We start from the raw sequence: 20,564 nt of genomic DNA, 5'->3' as shown, positions 1-20,564 counted from the left end.
TAAGGCTTTTCAACAAAACTAATCGATGAAATATTGGCTTATTCAAAGCTAGTTCATTCAAGAATAAAGCTAAAGCACACAGCCTAGTTAACTAGCTGAGTACTTTTCTGCAATTCTTGGATGAAATAGCAAAGAATACACAAATATTTAGGCGAATTGGCGTTTCTCGCCCTCACCCTCTACGTTGGTAATACAACGTCCACAAAGTTCAGGATGTTTTTCATCTTCCCCGATGTCTTCAGTTACATGCCAACAACGCTCACATTTGGTGCCTGTTGCTGGTGCAACCGTTAACCATAAGCCTTCAATCTCAGTTGCTAAAGCGCCCGTTGGTGCACTGTCAACTACTTCAACCGTAGCTTTAGAGGTGATCAAAACAAAGCGAAGTTCTTCGCCTAATTGTTGTAATTTTTCAGCAAGCTCTGCGTTGGTATATAAAATAACCGCTGCTTCAAGCGCTTTACCCACTTGTTTTTCTTTACGGGCATTTTCTAGTGCTTTGTTTACTTCGGTGCGCACAAGTAAAATTTCATTCCAGTAATCATTGTTTAAAGTATTACTTGTTTCTGCCTTAGGCAAACCATTAAACCAAACACCGGTGAAAACGAATTCGTCACGCGTTTCACCAGACGGAGTCGGTAGCGCTTGCCAAATTTCTTGTGCAGTAAAAGATAAAATAGGAGCCATCCAGCGAGTCATCGCTTCAGCGATTAAATACATAGCGGTTTGACAAGAGCGACGCGCCGTACTGTCTTCTTTCGCTGTATATTGACGGTCTTTAATAATATCTAAGTAGAAGCCACCTAATTCTGTGGTACAGAAGTTCATCAGCTTATGAACAACAACATTAAATTCGTAGTCATCATAAGCGCTAACAATTTCTTTTTGCAATTGTGCAGCTTTATCAACAGCCCAACGGTCAAGTGCAACCATATCGTCAAAAGCGACTGAATCAGTTTTAGGATCAAAACCATTAAGGTTTGATAATAAAAAGCGCGAGGTATTACGAATACGACGGTACGCATCGGCTTGACGCTTAAAGATTTCATCAGAGACAGTAATTTCTTGCGTATAGTTAACTGAAGCTACCCATAAACGCAAAATGTCTGCACCTAACTTACTGGTGATTTCTTTTGGTGTAATAACATTGCCTAATGACTTAGACATTTTGTGACCGTTAGTATCAACGGTAAAACCATGTGTTAGTACCTGCTTATAAGGCGCTTTACCATTCATCGCTACCGATGAAATCATTGACGACATAAACCAACCACGATGTTGATCTGAACCTTCAAGGTATAAATCTGCAACGCCATCAAATTCTTCACGTGCATTAACAACGGAGTAATGAGTCGTTCCAGAGTCAAACCATACATCTAAGGTGTCTGGTACTTTAATATATTCTTTAGCGTCATCACCAATAAGCTCAGCAGCGTCTAAATCAAACCATGCTTGAATGCCTTTTTCTTCAACACGCTTAGCAACCGTTTCAATCAGTTCAATACTGCGTGGATGTAAAGCACCCGAGTCTTGATGAATAAATAATGCCATTGGCACGCCCCAAGTACGTTGACGTGAAATACACCAGTCAGGGCGACCTTCAACCATCAATTCGATACGGCGTTGACCCCAATCAGGGATCCATTGCGTTTTTTCAATTTCGTTTAATGAATCTTGGCGTAAACCTTTTTTATCCATGCTAATAAACCATTGTGGTGTTGCACGAAAAATTAAGGGTGTTTTGTGGCGCCAGCAATGCGGGTAAGAATGCTCTATTGCATGGTGATGTACTAAAGTGCCATGTTCTTTCAATGTTTCAACGACATTGGCATTGGCTTTAAAAACATGTTGGCCAGCAAACAATGGTGTATCTTCTAAATAAACACCATTAGCGCCAACAGGGTTAGCTACTTCAAGGTTATATATTTTGCCCACCACGAAATCTTCAACACCATGACCAGGTGCTGTATGTACACAACCCGTACCAGAGTCAGTCGTTACATGCTCGCCTAAGATCATTGGTACAGTAAAATCATAAAATGGGTGTTTAAGTTGCACTAAATCTAAATCGCTACCTTTACAAAACCCTAATGCATGATATTTATCAATTCCAAAACGGTCCATACATGCTGTCACTAGGTCCGACGCTAAAATATAACGTACTTTGCCCTGCTCGGTTTCACATTGTACTAAAGTGTATTCAACGTCGGCATTAACAGAAACTGCTCGGTTAGCCGGAAGTGTCCAAGGTGTAGTGGTCCAAATAACAACCGATACTTCACCTTCACCTTGATGATTTTCAGGGTGATCAAACTTATCAGCAACACTTTGGTCAACTACGGTGAATTTTACGTCAATCGCTGGCGATTGTTTATCTTTGTATTCAACTTCAGCTTCAGCCAAAGAAGAACCACAATCAGTACACCAATGCACAGGTTTGAACCCTTGATGTAAATGACCATTCTCAGCTATTTTACCTAAAGCACGTATGATATTGGCTTCAGTACCAAAATCCATAGTGAGGTAAGGTTTTTCCCAATCAGCAAAAATCCCTAAGCGTTTAAAGTCTTCACGCTGCCCAATAACTTGCTTGGCTGCATATTCACGACATTTTTCTCGAAAAACACTGGCAGAAACTTTATGACCTGGCTTACCAATTTTTTTCTCAACCATTAATTCAATCGGTAAACCATGGCAATCCCAACCAGGCACAAACGGTGCGTTAAAGTCAGATAACGTTTTTGATTTAACAATAATATCTTTAAGAATTTTATTAACAGAATGACCTAAGTGAATATCACCATTTGCATACGGAGGACCGTCATGCAAAATAAATGATTTCTTACCTTTTTTAGCCGCTCGAATTTGGCCGTACAGATCTTTTTCAGCCCACTCTTTTAGCATGTTTGGTTCACGGTTTGCCATGTTACCTTTCATCGCGAAAGAAGTAGCTGGCAAGTTTAGGGTTTGTTTATAATCACTCATTTAAATCATTATCCGTTGTTATATTCGCTAACTGGTGGTTAGCCTCTAATAAGTTAATAGTAAAATCGACATTGGCTTGATATTAATTTTACTATTAACTCACGTATCTGTTTATTTATAAATCTTGAACAAAGGCTTTTGCCTGCTCACTATCTTGTGATATTTGCTTAGTTAATTCATCTAGTGATGAAAATTTTATTTCATTTCTTAATTTATTTAGCATAACCACTTCAATGGTTTGACCATAAATGTCTTCATTGAAGTTAAAAATATGTACTTCTAGCTGTTGCCTAATACCAGACACTGTTGGCCTTGAACCAATATTAGCCACACCATAAAAGCATTCTTTAACCGTATTTACTTTTACCACGAAAACACCGGAAATAGGTGAAACTCGTCTTTTTAATAAAACATTTGCGGTAGGAAACCCTAGTTTTCGGCCACGCTTATCACCATGAAAAACCCGACCGATAATAGAGTAAGCCCGACCTAGCATTCTTTCTGCGTCAGCTAGTTGATTATTCTCTAAAGCATTACGTATTTGGGTACTGCTGATCCGACAATTTTCAAGTTTGAAACTTGCGGTATCAGAAACAGCAAAATCAAATTTTTCACCGGCTTGTTTTAGCAGACTAAAATTGCCTAAACGGTTCTTTCCAAAGCGGAAATCGTCACCAATAATTAAATGTTTAATACCTAGCTGTTGAACTAATAAAAGTTCGATAAACTCTGACGCGCTTTTATTGGCAAATTCTCGATGAAAATTAACACAAATCAAACGTTCTACACCCAAATTTTTCAAAAGAAAATATTTATCTCTTAAACGTGTCAATCTTGCAGGAGCCGTCTCAGGAGAAAATAACTCTTGCGGCTGAGGCTCAAAAATCATCACTGCTGGTGTACAATTCAATTCTTTAGCTTTTGCAATTAAAGCCTTTATAACGCGAGCATGTCCTAAATGAACACCGTCAAAATTGCCTATGGTTAACACACAGCCATGATCTTCAGCTTGAATATTGTGGATACCGCGTATTAACTGCATTTAATTAAAAAACCTAAATTTGACTGACATTAGTAGACAAGTGTCGCCATTAATGAATAAAAACCGATAAATTATATATCACTCAGGCTTAAGAATCAGCACCTGAAGCTAATTTCATCAATTTATTTTTCAGTTACTTTAACTTTGAAATCTTTCACTCGAATTCCCAGTGCAGCAATAGAAATAAAATAACTGAGCATACCTAAAGTAATGCAAATAAGTAATTGTTGAATTTGCAAGGTGGTTTCCATCGCTAACCAAACTTTAAACGGGGGTGATAACGTAAAAACAACCACTGCCATGATCCCCGCAGAAAAGATAAGCCGCGCAAAAAACCACCACGTTGTTTTAGACAATGCAAAGATATTATTACTTTTTAAACCATGATAAAGCATTAACGCATTGAGTGTTGCCGACATAGCTGTCGCAATGGCCAAACCTACATAACCAAAAAAAGGTGCCAACATCAGATTGAAAATCATATTGGCCGCCATCGCTTTAATACCTATTTTTACGGGGGTTTTGGTATCTTGGCGTGCGTAATAAGCCGGCGCTAATATTTTAATAAACATAAAGCTGATTAAACCCGAAAGGTAAGCAAATAAGGCATAAGAGACTTGTAAAACAGTTTCTTGAGAAAACTCACCACGCATAAATAAAATCATAATAATCGGCTGAGCTAATACCATTAACCCTGCAAGTGCGGGCCAGCCAAATAAAGAAACAATTTTTAAGCCCCAAGTAATCGTCTCACTAAACTCTTCTTTGTCTTGCTTAGTATGCAATTTAGCTAAACTGGGTAAAATAACGGTAGCTATACCAATACCAAATAACCCTAAGGGAAATTCTAATAAACGATCGGCGTAATAAAGCCAACTAATCGAGCCAGTGACTAAGATACTGGCTATTAGGGTATCAAGCAGTAAATTAATTTGCGTAACAGAAACACCAAACAAAGCAGGAACAATAAGTTCGCGGATTTTTTTTACACCTTTCGCGTGCCAAGCCCATTTTGGTTTAACAAAGACACCGGCTTTAATTAAAAAAGGTATTTGAAATAAGAACTGAGCTAAGCCCCCTAAAAATACGCCCCAAGCTAATGCAAAAGCAGGATTGTCGAATAAGGGTGACAAGTAGATTGCACAGCCAATAATGCAAACATTAAGTAAAACGGGCGTAAAAGAAGAAACAGCAAATCGACCAAAAGTATTTAAAATCGCGCCGGCAAGTGCGGTAAAGCTGACAAACCATAAATAGGGGAAGGTAATTTTTAGTAGTGATGAGGCTAACTCAAACTGTTGGGCTTTGGGACCATCGTTAAGCCAATCTACAAACCAACCAAAACCAAATAAAATCACAAATAACGGCGAGGCTATCATGCCAATAAGCGTTACTATGGTAACAATTACACCTAAGGTGCCTGAAACTTGAGCGATTAATTTACGTGTTTCACCTTCTTTCAAACTCAGCCCATCGGCCTCATCTTTGGTATGATATTCACTCAACACGGGGACAAAAGCTTGTGCAAAAGCACCTTCGGCAAATAATCGACGTAGAAAATTGGGAATTTTATTGGCAAAGAAAAAAACATCAGACGCTAAACCTGCACCAATAATGTTCGCAATAACAACATCTCGAACCAAGCCGAGCACACGAGAAATCAAGGTCATAAAACTCACTATAAGACCTGATTTTATTAACTTTTTACTCAATGCATAGCTCCAATAAATCGATATAAATCATCATATTCCAAGATGTAATTTTTCATTAATATTATGCAGCTTTTTACCTGTGATAAACAAGTAAATGCAAAGAAGTTTTTAATCTATTTTAAATCCTGTAAATAACAGGTAAAATAGCGCCATTATTTAGTAACCAATAATGATAATTATTATATAATGGTAAATTCATCGTTATTAAGTAAATTAAACCGGTAAAAGGTTTGACAATCGAGCTAAAAAAAGGCATATTTCCTCGCCTTAAATTTAGGCTATATATACAATCATATTTTAGGAGTTCACCTTGGCTAATTCAAAGCAGGCGAAGAAACGCGCGGTTCAATCAGAAAAACGCCGTCAACATAATGCAAGTCGTCGTTCAATGATGCGCACTCTATTCAAAAAAGTACTCGCTGCAATTGAAGCTGGTGACAAAGACACAGCATCTAAAGAATTTGCTGCTGCACAACCGATCTTAGATCGTTTTGCAAGCAAAGGTCTTATTCACAAAAATAAAGCTGCTCGTAGTAAGAGTCGTTTAAACGCTGCTATTAAAGCGCTTTAATTTTTGTTATTGAATTAAAAAACCAGCTTATGCTGGTTTTTTTTTGCCTATTATTTAATTTTTTTACCCCGCCAATAAAATAAACTCACTAAAACCTGATCCCATCCCATAGATTAAGACCTTGCGCATCCTGCCATTTTTGGTAATCTCTTTGCGTTATATATACATATTCAAAAAATACGTGAGAATAAAAATGAGACTAACAAAACTCGCTACTGGCCTTTTGCTTGCCACTAGCCTATTAAGCGCTTGTAGTGAAAATAATAAACAACCACGTTCAGCGCCTACTTTATTAGCAGAAGCCAAAAGTCGTTTAGACATATATAAGCCAGTAACACTTAGTGCTGATTTGAGTCACTTGTCTGAAAACCAGAAAAAAATGATCGTATTGCTTATTGAAGCTTCAGATATTATTGATGAACTTTTCTGGCAACAGGCTTTTGGTGAAGACAAAGCAAGCTTCCTTGCTAGTATTGATGATGAAAAGGTCCGTGAATTTGCCCGTATCAATTATGGTCCTTGGGATAGATTAGATGGCGATAAACCTTTCCTTTCTGGATATCAAGCAAAAGCGGCTGGCGCAGAGTTTTACCCTAATGACTTAACCAAAGCTGAATTTGAGCAAGCAGACTTTGCTGACAAGAGTGGCTTGTATTCGGTAGTTAAGCGTACCAGCGATGGCCAATTAACGTCAGTGGCTTTTTCTGAGCTTTATAGCGGTAGCATTAATCGTATTGCGGCTATATTAGAAAAAGCATCAAGCTTTGCTGATGATAAAGAATTTGCAAATTACTTAAATTTACGTGCGACAGCAATCCGTCATGATGACTTTCAAGCGTCTGATTTTGCTTGGATGGATATGAAAAACAATCCTATTGATGTCGTTATTGGCCCGATAGAAACCTACGAAGATCAGCTTTATGGTTACCGCGCTGCTTTTGAATCTTATGTGCTGATTAAAGATTTAGCCTGGAGTGAAAAGCTCGCTAAATATGCTGAATATTTACCCGAATTACAAAAAGACTTACCCGTTAAAAAAGCTTATAAAAAAGAAGTACCCGGCTCTGATGCAGACTTAAACGCATATGACGTCATTTATTATGCAGGTCATTCTAATGCCGGTAGTAAAACCATTGCGATTAATCTCCCCAATGACGAAAAAGTACAGTTAGAGAAAGGTACGCGCCGCTTACAACTTAAAAATGCGATGCAAGCCAAGTTCGATAATATAATGTTACCCATTGCTAGTACCTTAATCGTTGCTGAGCAACGTGAAAATGTAACATTCAATGCCTTCTTTGCTAATACGATGTTTCATGAGGTTGCCCATGGTTTGGGTATCAAAAATACCATTAATGATAAGGGCACAGTACGCCAATCATTAAAAGAGCATGCTTCGGCACTAGAAGAAGGTAAAGCCGATATTCTTGGGCTTTATATGATCCGCCAGTTACTGATTAAAGGCGCCATTGAAGAAGGTACATTGCAAGATTATTACACAACCTTCTTAGCGGGAATATTCCGTTCAGTGCGCTTTGGCGCAACATCTGCTCACGGTAAAGCCAACATGGTACGGTTTAATTACTTTGCTGAGCAAGGGGCGTTTACCCGTAACTCGCAAGGGTTATACTCTGTCAACATTGATAAGATGACTGCCGCTATTGATTCGTTGTCTGAGCTTATTTTAACCTTACAAGGTAATGGTGATTATGAAGGTGTGGCTGCACTTGTTGCAAAAAGCGGTGTCATTAAAGCCGATTTAGCAGAAGACTTAGCGCGTATTGAAGCGGCTAATATTCCTGTTGATATTACCTTTAAGCAAGGTAAAAAAGTGTTAGGTTTATAATACTTTTAAATGAAGTGTCAAAAAGCCTATCAATACGATAGGCTTTTTTGTTAATAAAAAGCTCGAAATAATTTCGCCGTAATCAAGGTCTCCTAAAGTAGTTAGTCATATAAATAAAAGTAGGTTGTTTCATGAAAGCATTTTTATCAATTATTATAATATTCGTTAGCATATTGTCGTTCAACGTTAACGCCAATGACAATAAAGCCAACCAAGCCCCAGACTGGACACTAAAAACCCAAGCCGGTAAAAGCATTTCATTAGCAGACTATCAGGGCAAGCCGGTGATTTTACATTTTTGGGCAACATGGTGTCCCTATTGTAAAAAATTGCAGCCTAAATTAGTCGAGCTAACTGAAAAGTATAAAAATACCGGCATTGAGATTGTTGCGATTAGTTTTAGTGAAGATGAAGGAGCAAAACCACAAGACTCGATTACTCAACGAGGTTATCAATTTATTACCGGTGTTGAAGGTGAAAAAGTTGCTAAGTTATATGGCGTAAAAGGTACACCAACGACATTTTTTATCAATAGAAGTGGACAAGTTGTTTTCAAATCTACCAGCTCAAATATTAACGATCCAAAATTAGAATTGGCGGTTAAAGAAATCATTAAACCCGCATAAGCACAGTAATAAAAACTAAAATACCGGTACCGACATCATATCAAGTCAGTACCGGTTATAAACTAAAACAAAGCTGCTGTGTTTCTTTGTTATTATGCTCAGCAAAACCTAGCGTTAATCCTATTAAACGTATTCCCCTAGATTGACTACGCAACAGTGCTTTTAACAGTAATTGTTTAAAGGTGTTTTCATCACAGTGGCTGCTTTGCTGCTCAACTGTTGTTTGGGTAAAGTCATTAAACTTAAGTTTAATCCCTTGCTTACTAATAACCATATGTTGATGTTTTTCTAATCTCACTAAAAGCTTCTCATATAAAAGCTCAACGGCACTTTCACACTCTTTTTCACAAGACAAGTCTTGAGAAAAAGTGGTTTCTATCGCTAATGATTTTCTAACTCTGTCGGTTTCTAATTGGCGATGATCAATACCAAAACTTCGTTGATACAATGCAGGGGCAAACTTGCCGACAATAGGTGTTAATACGGCGACAGAACTTGCTCGTATATCTGCACATGACGAGAAGCCGTAGCCCAATAATTTTTGTGCTGTTTTTGGGCCAATACCCGGAATTTTTTTCAATGGTAAATTTTCAACGAAACCACTCACGTCTGCGGGCGTAACAACACATTGACCATTAGGTTTATTTTCATCACTGGCAATTTTAGCAATAAATTTATTAGGAGCAACACCTGCCGAGGCGGTTAGATTGAGTTCATTAAAAATATCACGACGTATTTGCTCCGCAATAAGCGTGGCACTGCCGTTAAACTCTTTGTTATGGGTAACATCAAGAAAGGCTTCATCAAGCGACAATGGTTCAATCAACTGAGTGTAACGTTGAAATATCGCCCTTATTTGTGCAGAAACTTCTTGGTAAACAGCCATTCTGCCTGAAACAATAACTAGCTCAGGGCAAAGTTGCATCGCCTTAATTGCTGGCATTGCCGAGCGAACACCAAATTTTCTTGCTTGGTAATTACACGTACACAAGACGCTTCGAGGCCCTGTACCGCCGACCGCAAGTGGCACATTACGTAAAGACTCATTGTCACGCATTTCAACAGCTGCATAGAAACAGTCCATATCTATATGTATTATTTTTCGGCTTTGAGTCATGTTTTAGTCATGTCTTAATTATAGTAATCATGTTTATCAAAAGTCCCTTATTTCGTTGTGAAAAAATAAAGCATATTTTCGCTATGGGCAACTCAACCTAAACTGTATACAAACACAGTATAAACTTTTAAGTTAATAGTTCAATACTGAAATAATAATTTGGCCACTGTTAATTTCATGCTAAATACGTTAATTTGTCGCTTTATTTTTTATCAATGACTAGCTGATATTACTTTTATGATTACGCGCCTTTTACAAACAACTTTTGCCCTATTACTACTTTTATCACCTGCACTAGTGAATGCTCACACCAATGAAGCTAATCAAGCAGAGCTAAAATTACTTGTAGATAATAACTACCAACTTAGTATCGATATTGATGTTTTGCATGTCATTAAAAGTCATCAAAAATCATCAGTAGATGAGGCAGATTTAATTAATCATCTAAAAAACCTCTCTTTAATTGAAATAAAGCAATTACTCTCAAAAATATTGCAAATAATAAATCAACAAAGCGCTTTTATTATTGATAAAGAAAGTGTGCTTGTTACCCCTTTTTCAGGGCTAACGGTATTTGAATTAAAAGCAAGACTTCGCGCTGACTCACCGACTAAAACCATTAAGCTATTGTCGCAGGGTCAATTGCCACAAAAAAGTAACAACGCAGCCTTGATATTTTCGCCCATCTTAGGGGATGTCTTATTAACAGTCAGCCGTTCAGAGAAATCTTTAGTGCTATCCGGCCAGAACAGCCATCACTTTTCTATTGATGATATCAAGGGTGGTGTACGTAAACTTTCAACAACCGAAATTAAGCTGCTTAATATTGTTGAGTATATCTATCAGGGCTTTGTACATATTCTGCCGCAAGGGCTTGATCATATTCTCTTTGTGCTCGCGCTATTTTTATTAGCCACTAAGACATCAACACTGCTCTGGCAGGTAAGTGCCTTTACTCTTGCCCATACCATTACGCTAGCTTTGGGTATATTTGGTATTATCAACCTACCCAGCAGCATTGTAGAGCCGCTTATTGCCTTATCAATTGCTTACGTGGCTATTGAGAATATTTTTTATCACAAACTAACAAAGTGGCGCTTACCCATTATCTTTGCTTTTGGTTTACTGCACGGTTTAGGGTTTGCAGCAGTACTTGTTGAACTGGGCTTACCCAAGAGTGAGTATGTCAGTAGCTTAATTTCATTTAATATTGGCGTTGAGTTGGGTCAAATAACGGTCGTTGCCTTAGCTTTATTAGCGACGCGCTGGTTTGCTAAAAAACCTCAATATAGACAATACGTGGTGATACCGTTAAGTGCGCTTATCGCCGTTATCGCTATTTATTGGTTTATCGAAAGAACCTTTTAATACGCAACACAGGACATATCATCGTTTAACATTGAGTAGTCAAATGAACAACGGCCTTAAACCTACTTTACCGAGATTTAAGGCCGTTGCCGTATAAACTAAATGATAATGACTCTATTAATTACTCAGGTTCATAATCCAAGTTAGCTGACAGCCAACGCTCTGCTTGTGGCAATGTCATCCCTTTTCGAGTCGCATAATTAATCACTTGGTCTTTAGCGACTTTAGCGACCGCAAAGTATTTTGATTCTGGGTGAGCAAAGTACCAACCACTAACCGCGGCTCCAGGCCACATGGCAAAACTTGAGGTTAGTTCCATGCCGATATTTTCTTCAACATTGAGTAGTTCCCACAACAAACCTTTTTCGGTATGCTCTGGACAGGCAGGATAACCCGGCGCAGGTCTGATACCTTGATATTTTTCACGAATTAAATCGTCATTAGCAAGCGACTCTTCAGGAGCATACCCCCAGTATTCTTTGCGAATTTTTTCATGGAGATATTCAGCACTCGCTTCTGCTAATCGGTCGGCAACAGCTTTAACTAAAATACTATTGTAGTCATCATGTTGAGCGGCGAACTCCTTCACTAGGTCATCACAACCATAACCTGCAGATACCGCGAAAGCACCAACATAATCTTTAATACCTGAGGTTTTATCCGCGATATAATCAGCCAAACAACGGTTAAACTGCCCTGCTGGTTTTTTACTTTGTTGACGTAATTGATGTAGTTTCATCAATTGCTTATCTCGGTTTTCATCTGCAAACAATATTAAATCGTCTTGTTGACGATGAGCTGGAAACAGACCAAAAACCGCTTTTGCCGTTAACTTTTTACTGTTAATAATATCGTCTAATAAAGCATTAGCATCATTAAATAGATTAGTTGCCTCTTCGCCGACCACTTCGTGTCGTAAAATAAGCGGATACTTGCCTGATAACTGCCAAGTCATGAAAAATGGCGTCCAATCGATGTAGTTTCGAATGACATTTAAATCAAGATTATCAAGTACCGTAATACCAAGTTTATTGGGTATTTTAGGGGTATAGTTTTCAAAACTTATCGGCGCAGCATTGGCGCGTGCATCTTCTAATGATATTAAGCTTGAACGTGGTCCTTTTTTATAATGACGCTCACGCACCCGCACATATTCATCATCTTGACGCGCTAAAAATGCAGCACGTTTCTCACTATCATCTGAAAGTAAGGTACTAACGACTGAAACTGAACGCGACGCATTAGGCACATATATCACCGGATGTTGATATTGCTGCTCTATTTTAACGGCAGTATGAGCTTTTGATGTTGTCGCGCCACCAATAAGTAACGGCAAGTCAAAATTAAGACGTTTCATTTCTTTAGCAACATGCACCATTTCATCAAGTGACGGTGTTATCAAACCTGACAATCCAATCACATCGACCTTTTCGGCTTTCGCCACACGCAAGATATCATCACAAGAAACCATGACACCTAAATCAATAATTTCGTAGTTGTTACATTGTAAAACAACACCGACTATATTTTTACCAATATCGTGGACATCACCCTTTACTGTTGCCAGTAAGATTTTACCATTTGATTTTATTTCAGTTTTTTCAGCTTCAATGAATGGATTTAAATGAGCAACAGCTTGTTTCATCACGCGGGCTGATTTTACCACTTGTGGCAGAAACATTTCGCCAGCACCAAATAAATCGCCAACGGTATTCATACCATCCATTAATGGTCCTTCAATAACATCAAGAGGTCGTTCAGCCACTAGCCTTGCTGCTTCAGTATCTTCGACAATAAATTCATTAATGCCTTTAACCAAAGAGTATTCTAAACGCTCTTTAATCGGTAGCTCACGCCAGGTTAAATCAGCCTTATTGTTTTTGCTCCCCGCTTGCCCGCGATAAGACTCAGCCACATCAAGTAAGCGTTCTGTTGCATCGTCATCGCTATTTTGTATAACATCTTCAACAGCAAGGCGGAGATCGTCAGGAATATCTGAATAAATAGCTAACTGACCTGCATTTACAATGCCCATGTCCATACCATTTTTTATTGCGTGATATAAAAACACCGCATGAATCGCTTCACGTACTGGGTTATTACCACGAAATGAAAATGATACGTTAGAAACACCGCCCGAAATCATCGCATGAGGCAGGTTTTCTTTTATATCGGCAACCGCTTCAATAAAATCTACCGCATAGTTATTATGCTCTTCGATACCGGTTGCGACCGCAAAGATATTGGGATCAAAGATAATGTCTTCTGCAGGAAAGCCTATTTCATTGACTAAAATTTCATAAGCACGTTTACATATTTCATACTTACGTACCCGTGTGTCTGCTTGACCTTGTTCATCGAAGGCCATAACAATAACAGCCGCGCCATAACGGCGTAATAGTTCAGCTTGTTTACGGAAGTTTTCTTCGCCCTCTTTCAAGCTGATTGAGTTAACAACCCCTTTGCCCTGAATACATTTCAAGCCTTCTTCTAAAATATCCCATTTAGAAGAATCAAGCATAATAGGCACTTTCGCGATATCTGGCTCACCAGCAATTAAATTCAAATAACGGATCATCGCCGCTTTTGAATCAAGCATGCCTTCATCCATATTTATATCTATAATTTGCGCGCCATTGGCAACTTGTTGCAGGGCAACGGCGACGGCTTGTTCGTAATTTTCTTCGGTAATTAAGCGCTTAAATACAGCAGAGCCAGTAACATTAGTTCGTTCGCCAACGTTAACAAATAATGAACTTTCCTCTATGGTTAATGCTTCAAGCCCGGACAAACGACAAGCAATTTTCCTGGCGCTGATTTCCCTAGGTTTTACATTGGCAACCGCATCCGCCATACCTTTTATATGCGCTGGCGTTGTACCACAACAGCCACCAATAATGTTAAGGAATCCCGACTCAGCCCACTCATTGACATGAACATTCATATCTTCGACGCTGAAATCGTATTCACCAAAGGCATTAGGCAAGCCTGCATTAGGATGAGCTGAAACAGCAAAGTCTGATATTCGACTCAATTCTGCCACATATTGTCTTAGTTCAACCGGACCTAATGCACAGTTCAAACCAAATGAAATAGGTTTTGCGTGGCGCAATGAATTATAAAAAGCTTCGGTAGTTTGCCCAGACAATGTTCTGCCTGATGCATCAGTAATAGTACCCGAGACCATTACAGGTAAACGTAACTGTAATTCATCAAAAACAGTTTCAACCGCAAAAATAGCCGCTTTAGCATTTAAGGTATCAAAGATAGTCTCAATAAGAATAATATCTGAGCCACCTTCAATCAGTGCTTTCGTTGATTCTATGTAGGCATCTTTTAATTGATCAAAAGTCACATTTCGATAAGCAGGATCGTTAACATCAGGTGAAATAGAACATGTTCTGTTCGTTGGCCCTAAAACGCCGGCAACAAACCTTGGTTTATCAGGGTTTTTAGCGGTGAATTCATCCGCTGCTGCACGGGCTATTTGTGCCGCCGCTAAATTGATTGCCGCACTGTACGACTGCATATCGTAATCTGCCATCGCAATCGTCGTGGCATTAAAAGTATTAGTTTCAAGAATATCAGCACCCGCTTCAAGGTATTCATAGTGAATAGCTTTAATTACCTCGGGCTGTGTAAGCACTAACATATCATTATTGCCTTTGACATCAAGATGCCAATCAGCAAATTTTTCACCTCGATAATCTTGTTCTTCAAATTTATAGGCTTGGATCATCGTCCCCATAGCACCATCTAAAATAAGAATTCTTTTTTGTATTTGTTGCTCAAGACGACTAAATGATGCTGATTTTTTCATACGATTTCTCTACTTTTACTTTCAAACTTAATTTAATGACTAGATATATCCGACACTGTTTATATTTCTGCGTCTGGGTGTATTGCTTTAATATTTGTTGCATCTAGCTTGTACGGTGTGATCTGATAAACATAATAGTTTAACCAATTAGTAAATAATAAACTGGCATGACTACGCCATGAACTGTGTGGCACTTTTGTTATGTCATCATCAATATAATAATTATTGGGCATAACTGCATTAACATCAGCCTTAAGATCACGTTGAAACTCTTCATCTAGCGTGGTTGAGTCATATTCTGGATGTCCGGTTAAATAGACTTGTTGTTTATTTTTGCTCGCGACCACATAAACGCCTGCTTGTGGAGATTCAGCAATAATCTTTAATTCAGGAATTGACAGGTAATCAGACTTATCAATATATCCAAATCGTGAGTGTGGGACATTAAAAAATTCTTCAAAGCCGCGGGTAAGCTGTTCTTTTTGGTCGATGGGGCTATGCTGAAAAACACCAGATAATTTTTCTTTTCTTAAATGTCGTCGCAATCCATAGTGATGATATAGAGCGGCATGAGCAGCCCAACAAGAAAACATTGTTGAGGTGACATTTTCTTCAGCCCAATCAAATATTTCACAAATTTTATCCCAGAAGGTTACTTTCTCGTATTCCATTAACGCCAATGGTGCACCGGTTATAATTAAGCCATCGTATTGAGTATTTTTAATGTCATCAAAGAGACGGTAAAAATTATCTAAGTGCTCTTTCGGCGTATGTTTGGATTCATTGGCGTGAATACGTACAAAATCGACATTTATTTGTAAAGGTGTATTAGACAATACCCGTAATATTTGAACTTCTGTTTCAATTTTATTAGGCATTAGATTGAGAATAGCGACTTTCATTGGGCGAATTTCTTGACTTGCCGCTCTACGCTCAGACATTACAAAAATATTTTCTTCACCTAAAATAGACAAAGCAGGTAATAAATCTGGAATTTTAATGGGCATAGCGTTTACCTAATCAAATAATGTCAAACAAGCATGAACACTTCGTTCTCTACTTTCATTTATTAACTTATATTATGGCTACCAATCAACATACAGGTTTCGACTAACTCAAGCACTACGAATGATAACGGATATATAAATATTATCATTTTATGGTACGTGTATTTTTAGCTATGTCAACATCTAAACGTATAGACGTCTATAATGTTTTTTACGTTAATATTATTTGTCATCTATAACCCTAGCGAGTAAATATTGGTGGAACTAACCTAATAGAGTGCTACGTAGAAAAACGGGGAGGTATTCGGGCAGTAAAGATGCTTAGGTAAAACACTATATCAGCCTATTAAAGAACGATGGCATAAGAGAGCAAAGTCATTAATTAGATATAAAAAAGCCACTGTAAATACAGTGGCTTAATAATTGTTTAAACTTTTATGTTTAATGTGTAATGTTTATTCTACAGCTTCTTCTTCTTTAGCTGGTTTTTCACTTGCTCTTACACTTTTAATTAACAGTAAGTCGCGTAAACGCTTATCAAGTTCTTTTGCCATTTCAGGTTTTTCTGCTAAAGATTTAGCCGCATTTGCTTTACCTTGGCCAATACGATCGCCATTGTAGCTATACCAAGAACCGGCTTTTTCAACCATGTTATGCAAAACGCCTAAATCAATTAATTCACCTAAGCTGTTAATACCTTCGCCATATAAAATCTGAAATTCTGCTTGTTTAAAAGGAGGCGCTATTTTGTTTTTAACCACTTTTACGCGAGTTTCGTTACCAATAATTTCGTCGCCTGCTTTTACAGCACCGATACGTCGAATATCTAAACGAACAGAAGCATAAAACTTAAGTGCATTACCACCCGTTGTGGTTTCAGGAGAACCAAACATTACACCAATTTTCATACGAATTTGGTTAATGAAAATAATCATGGTATTTGATTTTTTCAAGTTACCTGTCAACTTACGCATTGCTTGTGAAAGCATACGGGCTTGTAATCCCATATGAGAGTCACCCATATCGCCTTCAATTTCTGCTTTTGGTGTAAGGGCAGCAACAGAATCGACAACAATAACGTCTATAGCACCTGAACGCGTTAGCATGTCACAAATTTCCAATGCTTGCTCACCGGTATCAGGCTGAGAAACAAGTAATTCGTTAATGTTAACACCTAACTTTTCAGCATAAATAGGGTCAAGTGCATGCTCAGCATCAACAAAGGCACAAACCTTACCGTTACGCTGAGCTTCAGCAATAACTTCAAGCGTTAACGTAGTTTTACCACTTGATTCAGGACCATAAATTTCAACAACACGCCCAAGTGGCAAACCACCCGCACCGAGTGCAACATCAAGCGCCAATGAACCTGTAGAAATGGTTTCAACATCCATGGTGTTATTATCACCAAGCTTCATAATTGAGCCTTTACCAAATTGTCTTTCAATTTGACTTAATGCTGCTGCTAATGCTTTTTCTTTATCATCTTTCATGTTTGTTCCGCCGATGTTGCTAAGATTTCGTTTTGATGAAGCAAGTATACTGTATGACCGTACAGTATCAAGCTTTTTTACAACTATTTTAATTATATTATAAAAAGTAAAATAAGGAGACTTTTAAGTTATTGATAAAAATGAGAATAAACAGCTACAGTAACTTTTAGCCATTACCCGACAAAAAGTTACTATTTATATTATCACGGTAAAATAATTGCATAAACATTATCGTATTCAGTAAAAACTTTAGTTAAATAAATAGAGTCTAAATTTGCCAGTTATGACATAATTGCCACCTTACTCTTTCATTGAACTTATGAGTTACCGCATAGAAATGACGACAGCAAACTTAGACTTATCCTCACACACCCCTATGATGCGCCAGTACTTAACCATTAAAGCTGAGTTCCCTCATATTTTAATTTTTTATCGCATGGGTGACTTTTACGAGTTATTTTTTGATGATGCGAAAAAAGCATCTGATTTGCTCGATATTTCATTAACCGCTCGCGGCAAGACAGGGGGTAATGCAATACCTATGGCGGGCGTTCCCTATCATGCGGTGGAAAATTATCTAGCAAAATTAGTACAATTGGGTGAATCTGTTGCCATTTGTGAACAAATTGGTGACCCAGCAACCAGCAAAGGCCCTGTTGAACGTAAAGTTGTTAGAGTTATTACCCCAGGTACGGTGAGTGATGAAGCATTATTACTTGATAAGCATGACAACCTAATTGTTGCGGTAAGTGAAGGTAATAATAAGTCATCGCAACGCTTTGGGCTGTCTTATCTTGATATGACCAGTGGTCGCTTTGTACTGACTGAGCCAAATACCATTGAACAGTTACAAGCTGAACTACAGCGTTTATCTCCTGCTGAATTACTCTACAGTGAATCGTTCTCAGCGCCAGAGTTACTAAAAGGCTATCAAGGATTAAGAAGAAGACCTGAATGGGAGTTTGATTTAGACACAGCTACTAATTTACTAAATACACAATTTGGCACTAAAGAACTTTCTGGCTTTGGTGTTGGTGATAAATCATTAGGCTTAATGGCCGCTGGTTGTTTATTTCAATATGTAAAAGAATGTCAACGCAGTGCGCTTCCTCACATTCGAGCCATTATTTGTGAGTCTTCTGCTTCTGGTGTCATTTTAGATGCGGCAACTCGTCGTAATTTAGAACTCACGCAAAACTTACAAGGTGGCTTTGAAAATACCCTAGCATCGGTATTAGACAAGTCAGCGACACCAATGGGTTCTAGATTACTAAAACGTTGGTTACATTTTCCTTTACGTGATTTAAACATATTAACTGCACGTCAAAATGCAATTAGTGAACTATTGTCACAAGATTTAACGACTGAATTATTTAGCCAACTTAAATCTTTTGGTGATATTGAGCGTATTGTTTCTCGCATTGCCTTACGTTCTGCGCGTCCAAGAGATTTTGCTCGTTTACGTAATGCTTTAAGTCAATTGCCTGAACTTCAGCAACATTTACAAACTTGTCAGCAAGCACATATCACTGAATTAGCGTCAAAAAGCTTTCCAATACCCGACTTACATGACTTATTACAGCATGCTTTAGTTGAAAACCCACCCGTTCTTATCCGTGATGGTGGCGTTATTGCCAAAGGCTATCATGAAGAACTTGATGTCTTACGTGACTTAAGTGATGGAGCAACTGAATTTCTTGCCCAACTCGAAGCGCGTGAAAAAGAACGTACCGGTATTAGTTCCTTAAAAGTAGGCTATAACAGGGTTCATGGCTTCTTTATTGAAATGAGTCGTACTGCCGCGAACGATGTACCTGATGATTATATTCGCCGACAAACCTTAAAAAATAACGAACGTTTTATTACTAATGAACTAAAACAACATGAAGAAAAAGTGCTTAGCGCACAGAGTAAGTTTCTCGCCTTAGAAAAACGTTTATATGATGAATTGTTCGATTTAGTGTTACCTGATTTAGAAAAACTGCAATTACTTGCTCAAGCTGTCGCAGAACTAGACGTTTTAAATACCTTTGCAGAACGCGCAGAAAGCCTAAATTATGTTAAACCAAGTCTAAGCCAAAATGACGGTATTGAGATTAAAGCCGGTCGTCATCCTGTCGTTGAGTTAATGACTAGTGAGCCCTTTATTGCTAATCCAGTTACCTTAAATAATGAACGTAAGATGTTGATCATTACCGGTCCTAATATGGGCGGTAAATCAACCTATATGCGTCAAACAGCGCTCATTGTTTTATTGGCTCATATTGGTTGCTATGTCCCTGCTGATGCGGCAAACATTAGTTTGGTTGATCGAATATTTACCCGTATTGGCGCTTCTGACGACCTAGCGAGTGGTCGTTCAACCTTTATGGTTGAAATGACAGAAACCGCAAACATTCTCCATAATGCAACAGAAAAAAGTTTAGTGTTACTTGATGAAATAGGCAGAGGAACCAGTACTTATGACGGTTTATCTCTTGCTTGGGCTTGCGCTGAAATGCTGGCGATTAAAACTAAAGCCTTTACTTTATTCGCTAGTCATTATTTTGAGCTAACCCTGTTAGCCGATCAGATACCAAGCTTGGTTAATGTTCATTTAGATGCGGTTGAGCATGGTGATACCATCGTCTTTATGCATACCGTTCAAGAAGGCGCTGCAAGTAAGAGTTTTGGCTTACAGGTTGCACAACTTGCCGGTGTGCCTAAGACCGTTATTCAACGGGCTAAACAACGCTTGGCTGAACTGGAAAGACAACAGGCTCCTTCTGTTATCAATGTCGAACAACAACCCTTTGAGCAACTTTCATTTATTGATAACACTCACCCCGTACTCGAGTCATTGTCATCAATTGATGTAAACGATTTAACCCCCAAACAAGCATTAGATTTATTATTTGAGTTTAAAAGTAAAATGTAGCCCTTAATATTAAATAAAAAAAACCAGCAATTGCTGGTTTTTTGTTTTATCGAAGCTAAA

12 protein-coding genes are annotated in these 20,564 nt (G+C 38.3%); 5 read left to right on the top strand and 7 right to left on the bottom strand.

The features are described 5' to 3' along the window. Positions 1-147 precede the first annotated feature (147 nt). From ileS to murJ, 3 genes are all read right to left on the bottom strand, one after another. Entirely contained in the window at positions 148-2,985 is a 2,838-nt protein-coding gene (gene ileS / locus H4J75_RS16535; protein WP_070374485.1) for an isoleucine--tRNA ligase, read from the bottom strand. Positions 2,986-3,100: 115 nt separating this feature from the next. Then, positions 3,101-4,027, bottom strand: a complete 927-nt coding sequence (gene ribF, locus H4J75_RS16530) for a bifunctional riboflavin kinase/FAD synthetase (protein ID WP_182222734.1) — start codon at positions 4,025-4,027, stop codon at positions 3,101-3,103. Between the two features lie 122 nt (positions 4,028-4,149). Further along, a complete protein-coding gene (gene murJ, locus H4J75_RS16525; protein ID WP_182222733.1) occupies positions 4,150-5,739 on the bottom strand; it encodes a murein biosynthesis integral membrane protein MurJ in 1,590 nt (529 codons plus the stop codon). Positions 5,740-6,049: 310 nt separating this feature from the next. On the opposite strand from murJ, the gene rpsT reads away from it, so the two are divergent. The 3 genes from rpsT (at position 6,050) to H4J75_RS16510 (ending at position 8,782) form a co-directional block, all read left to right on the top strand. Then, positions 6,050-6,310, top strand: coding sequence for a 30S ribosomal protein S20 (gene rpsT, locus H4J75_RS16520; protein ID WP_070374488.1), 261 nt, complete (start codon positions 6,050-6,052; stop codon positions 6,308-6,310). Positions 6,311-6,503: 193 nt separating this feature from the next. Then, positions 6,504-8,156 carry a dipeptidyl-peptidase 3 family protein gene (locus H4J75_RS16515; RefSeq protein ID WP_182222732.1) on the top strand — a complete coding sequence of 551 codons (1,653 nt, stop codon included), beginning with the start codon at positions 6,504-6,506 and terminating at the stop codon, positions 8,154-8,156. A 131-nt stretch (positions 8,157-8,287) separates the two neighbouring features. Beyond that, on the top strand, positions 8,288-8,782 hold the full coding sequence (locus tag H4J75_RS16510; protein ID WP_182216960.1) for a peroxiredoxin: 495 nt from the start codon (positions 8,288-8,290) through the stop codon (positions 8,780-8,782). 55 nt (positions 8,783-8,837) lie between these two features. Here H4J75_RS16510 and dinB read toward each other — a convergent pair whose 3' ends face one another. Beyond that, the gene (dinB, locus tag H4J75_RS16505) at positions 8,838-9,899 is read right to left on the bottom strand and encodes a DNA polymerase IV (RefSeq protein ID WP_182216958.1); all 1,062 of its coding nucleotides are present in this window, start codon (positions 9,897-9,899) and stop codon (positions 8,838-8,840) included. Between the two features lie 237 nt (positions 9,900-10,136). On the opposite strand from dinB, the gene H4J75_RS16500 reads away from it, so the two are divergent. Beyond that, positions 10,137-11,267 carry a HupE/UreJ family protein gene (locus H4J75_RS16500; RefSeq protein ID WP_182216957.1) on the top strand — a complete coding sequence of 377 codons (1,131 nt, stop codon included), beginning with the start codon at positions 10,137-10,139 and terminating at the stop codon, positions 11,265-11,267. Positions 11,268-11,388: 121 nt separating this feature from the next. On the opposite strand, the gene metH is transcribed toward H4J75_RS16500, so the two are convergent. From metH to recA, 3 genes are all read right to left on the bottom strand, one after another. Continuing rightward, complete coding sequence (metH, locus tag H4J75_RS16495) at positions 11,389-15,087, bottom strand: methionine synthase (protein WP_182222731.1); 3,699 nt, start codon at positions 15,085-15,087, stop codon at positions 11,389-11,391. Between the two features lie 59 nt (positions 15,088-15,146). Further along, positions 15,147-16,094, bottom strand: coding sequence for a homoserine O-succinyltransferase (metA, locus tag H4J75_RS16490; protein WP_182216953.1), 948 nt, complete (start codon positions 16,092-16,094; stop codon positions 15,147-15,149). A 455-nt stretch (positions 16,095-16,549) separates the two neighbouring features. After that, on the bottom strand, positions 16,550-17,587 hold the full coding sequence (gene recA / locus H4J75_RS16485; RefSeq protein WP_182216951.1) for a recombinase RecA: 1,038 nt from the start codon (positions 17,585-17,587) through the stop codon (positions 16,550-16,552). Positions 17,588-17,924: 337 nt separating this feature from the next. Here recA and mutS point away from each other — a divergent pair, with 337 nt between their 5' ends. Next, positions 17,925-20,504 carry a DNA mismatch repair protein MutS gene (mutS, locus tag H4J75_RS16480; protein ID WP_182222742.1) on the top strand — a complete coding sequence of 860 codons (2,580 nt, stop codon included), beginning with the start codon at positions 17,925-17,927 and terminating at the stop codon, positions 20,502-20,504. The last annotated feature ends 60 nt before the right edge of the window (positions 20,505-20,564 follow it).

This window comes from Colwellia sp. BRX10-1, assembly GCF_014077545.1.
GTDB lineage: Bacteria > Pseudomonadota > Gammaproteobacteria > Enterobacterales > Alteromonadaceae > Colwellia_A.
This window is presented reverse-complemented; position numbering and strand designations above follow the sequence as displayed.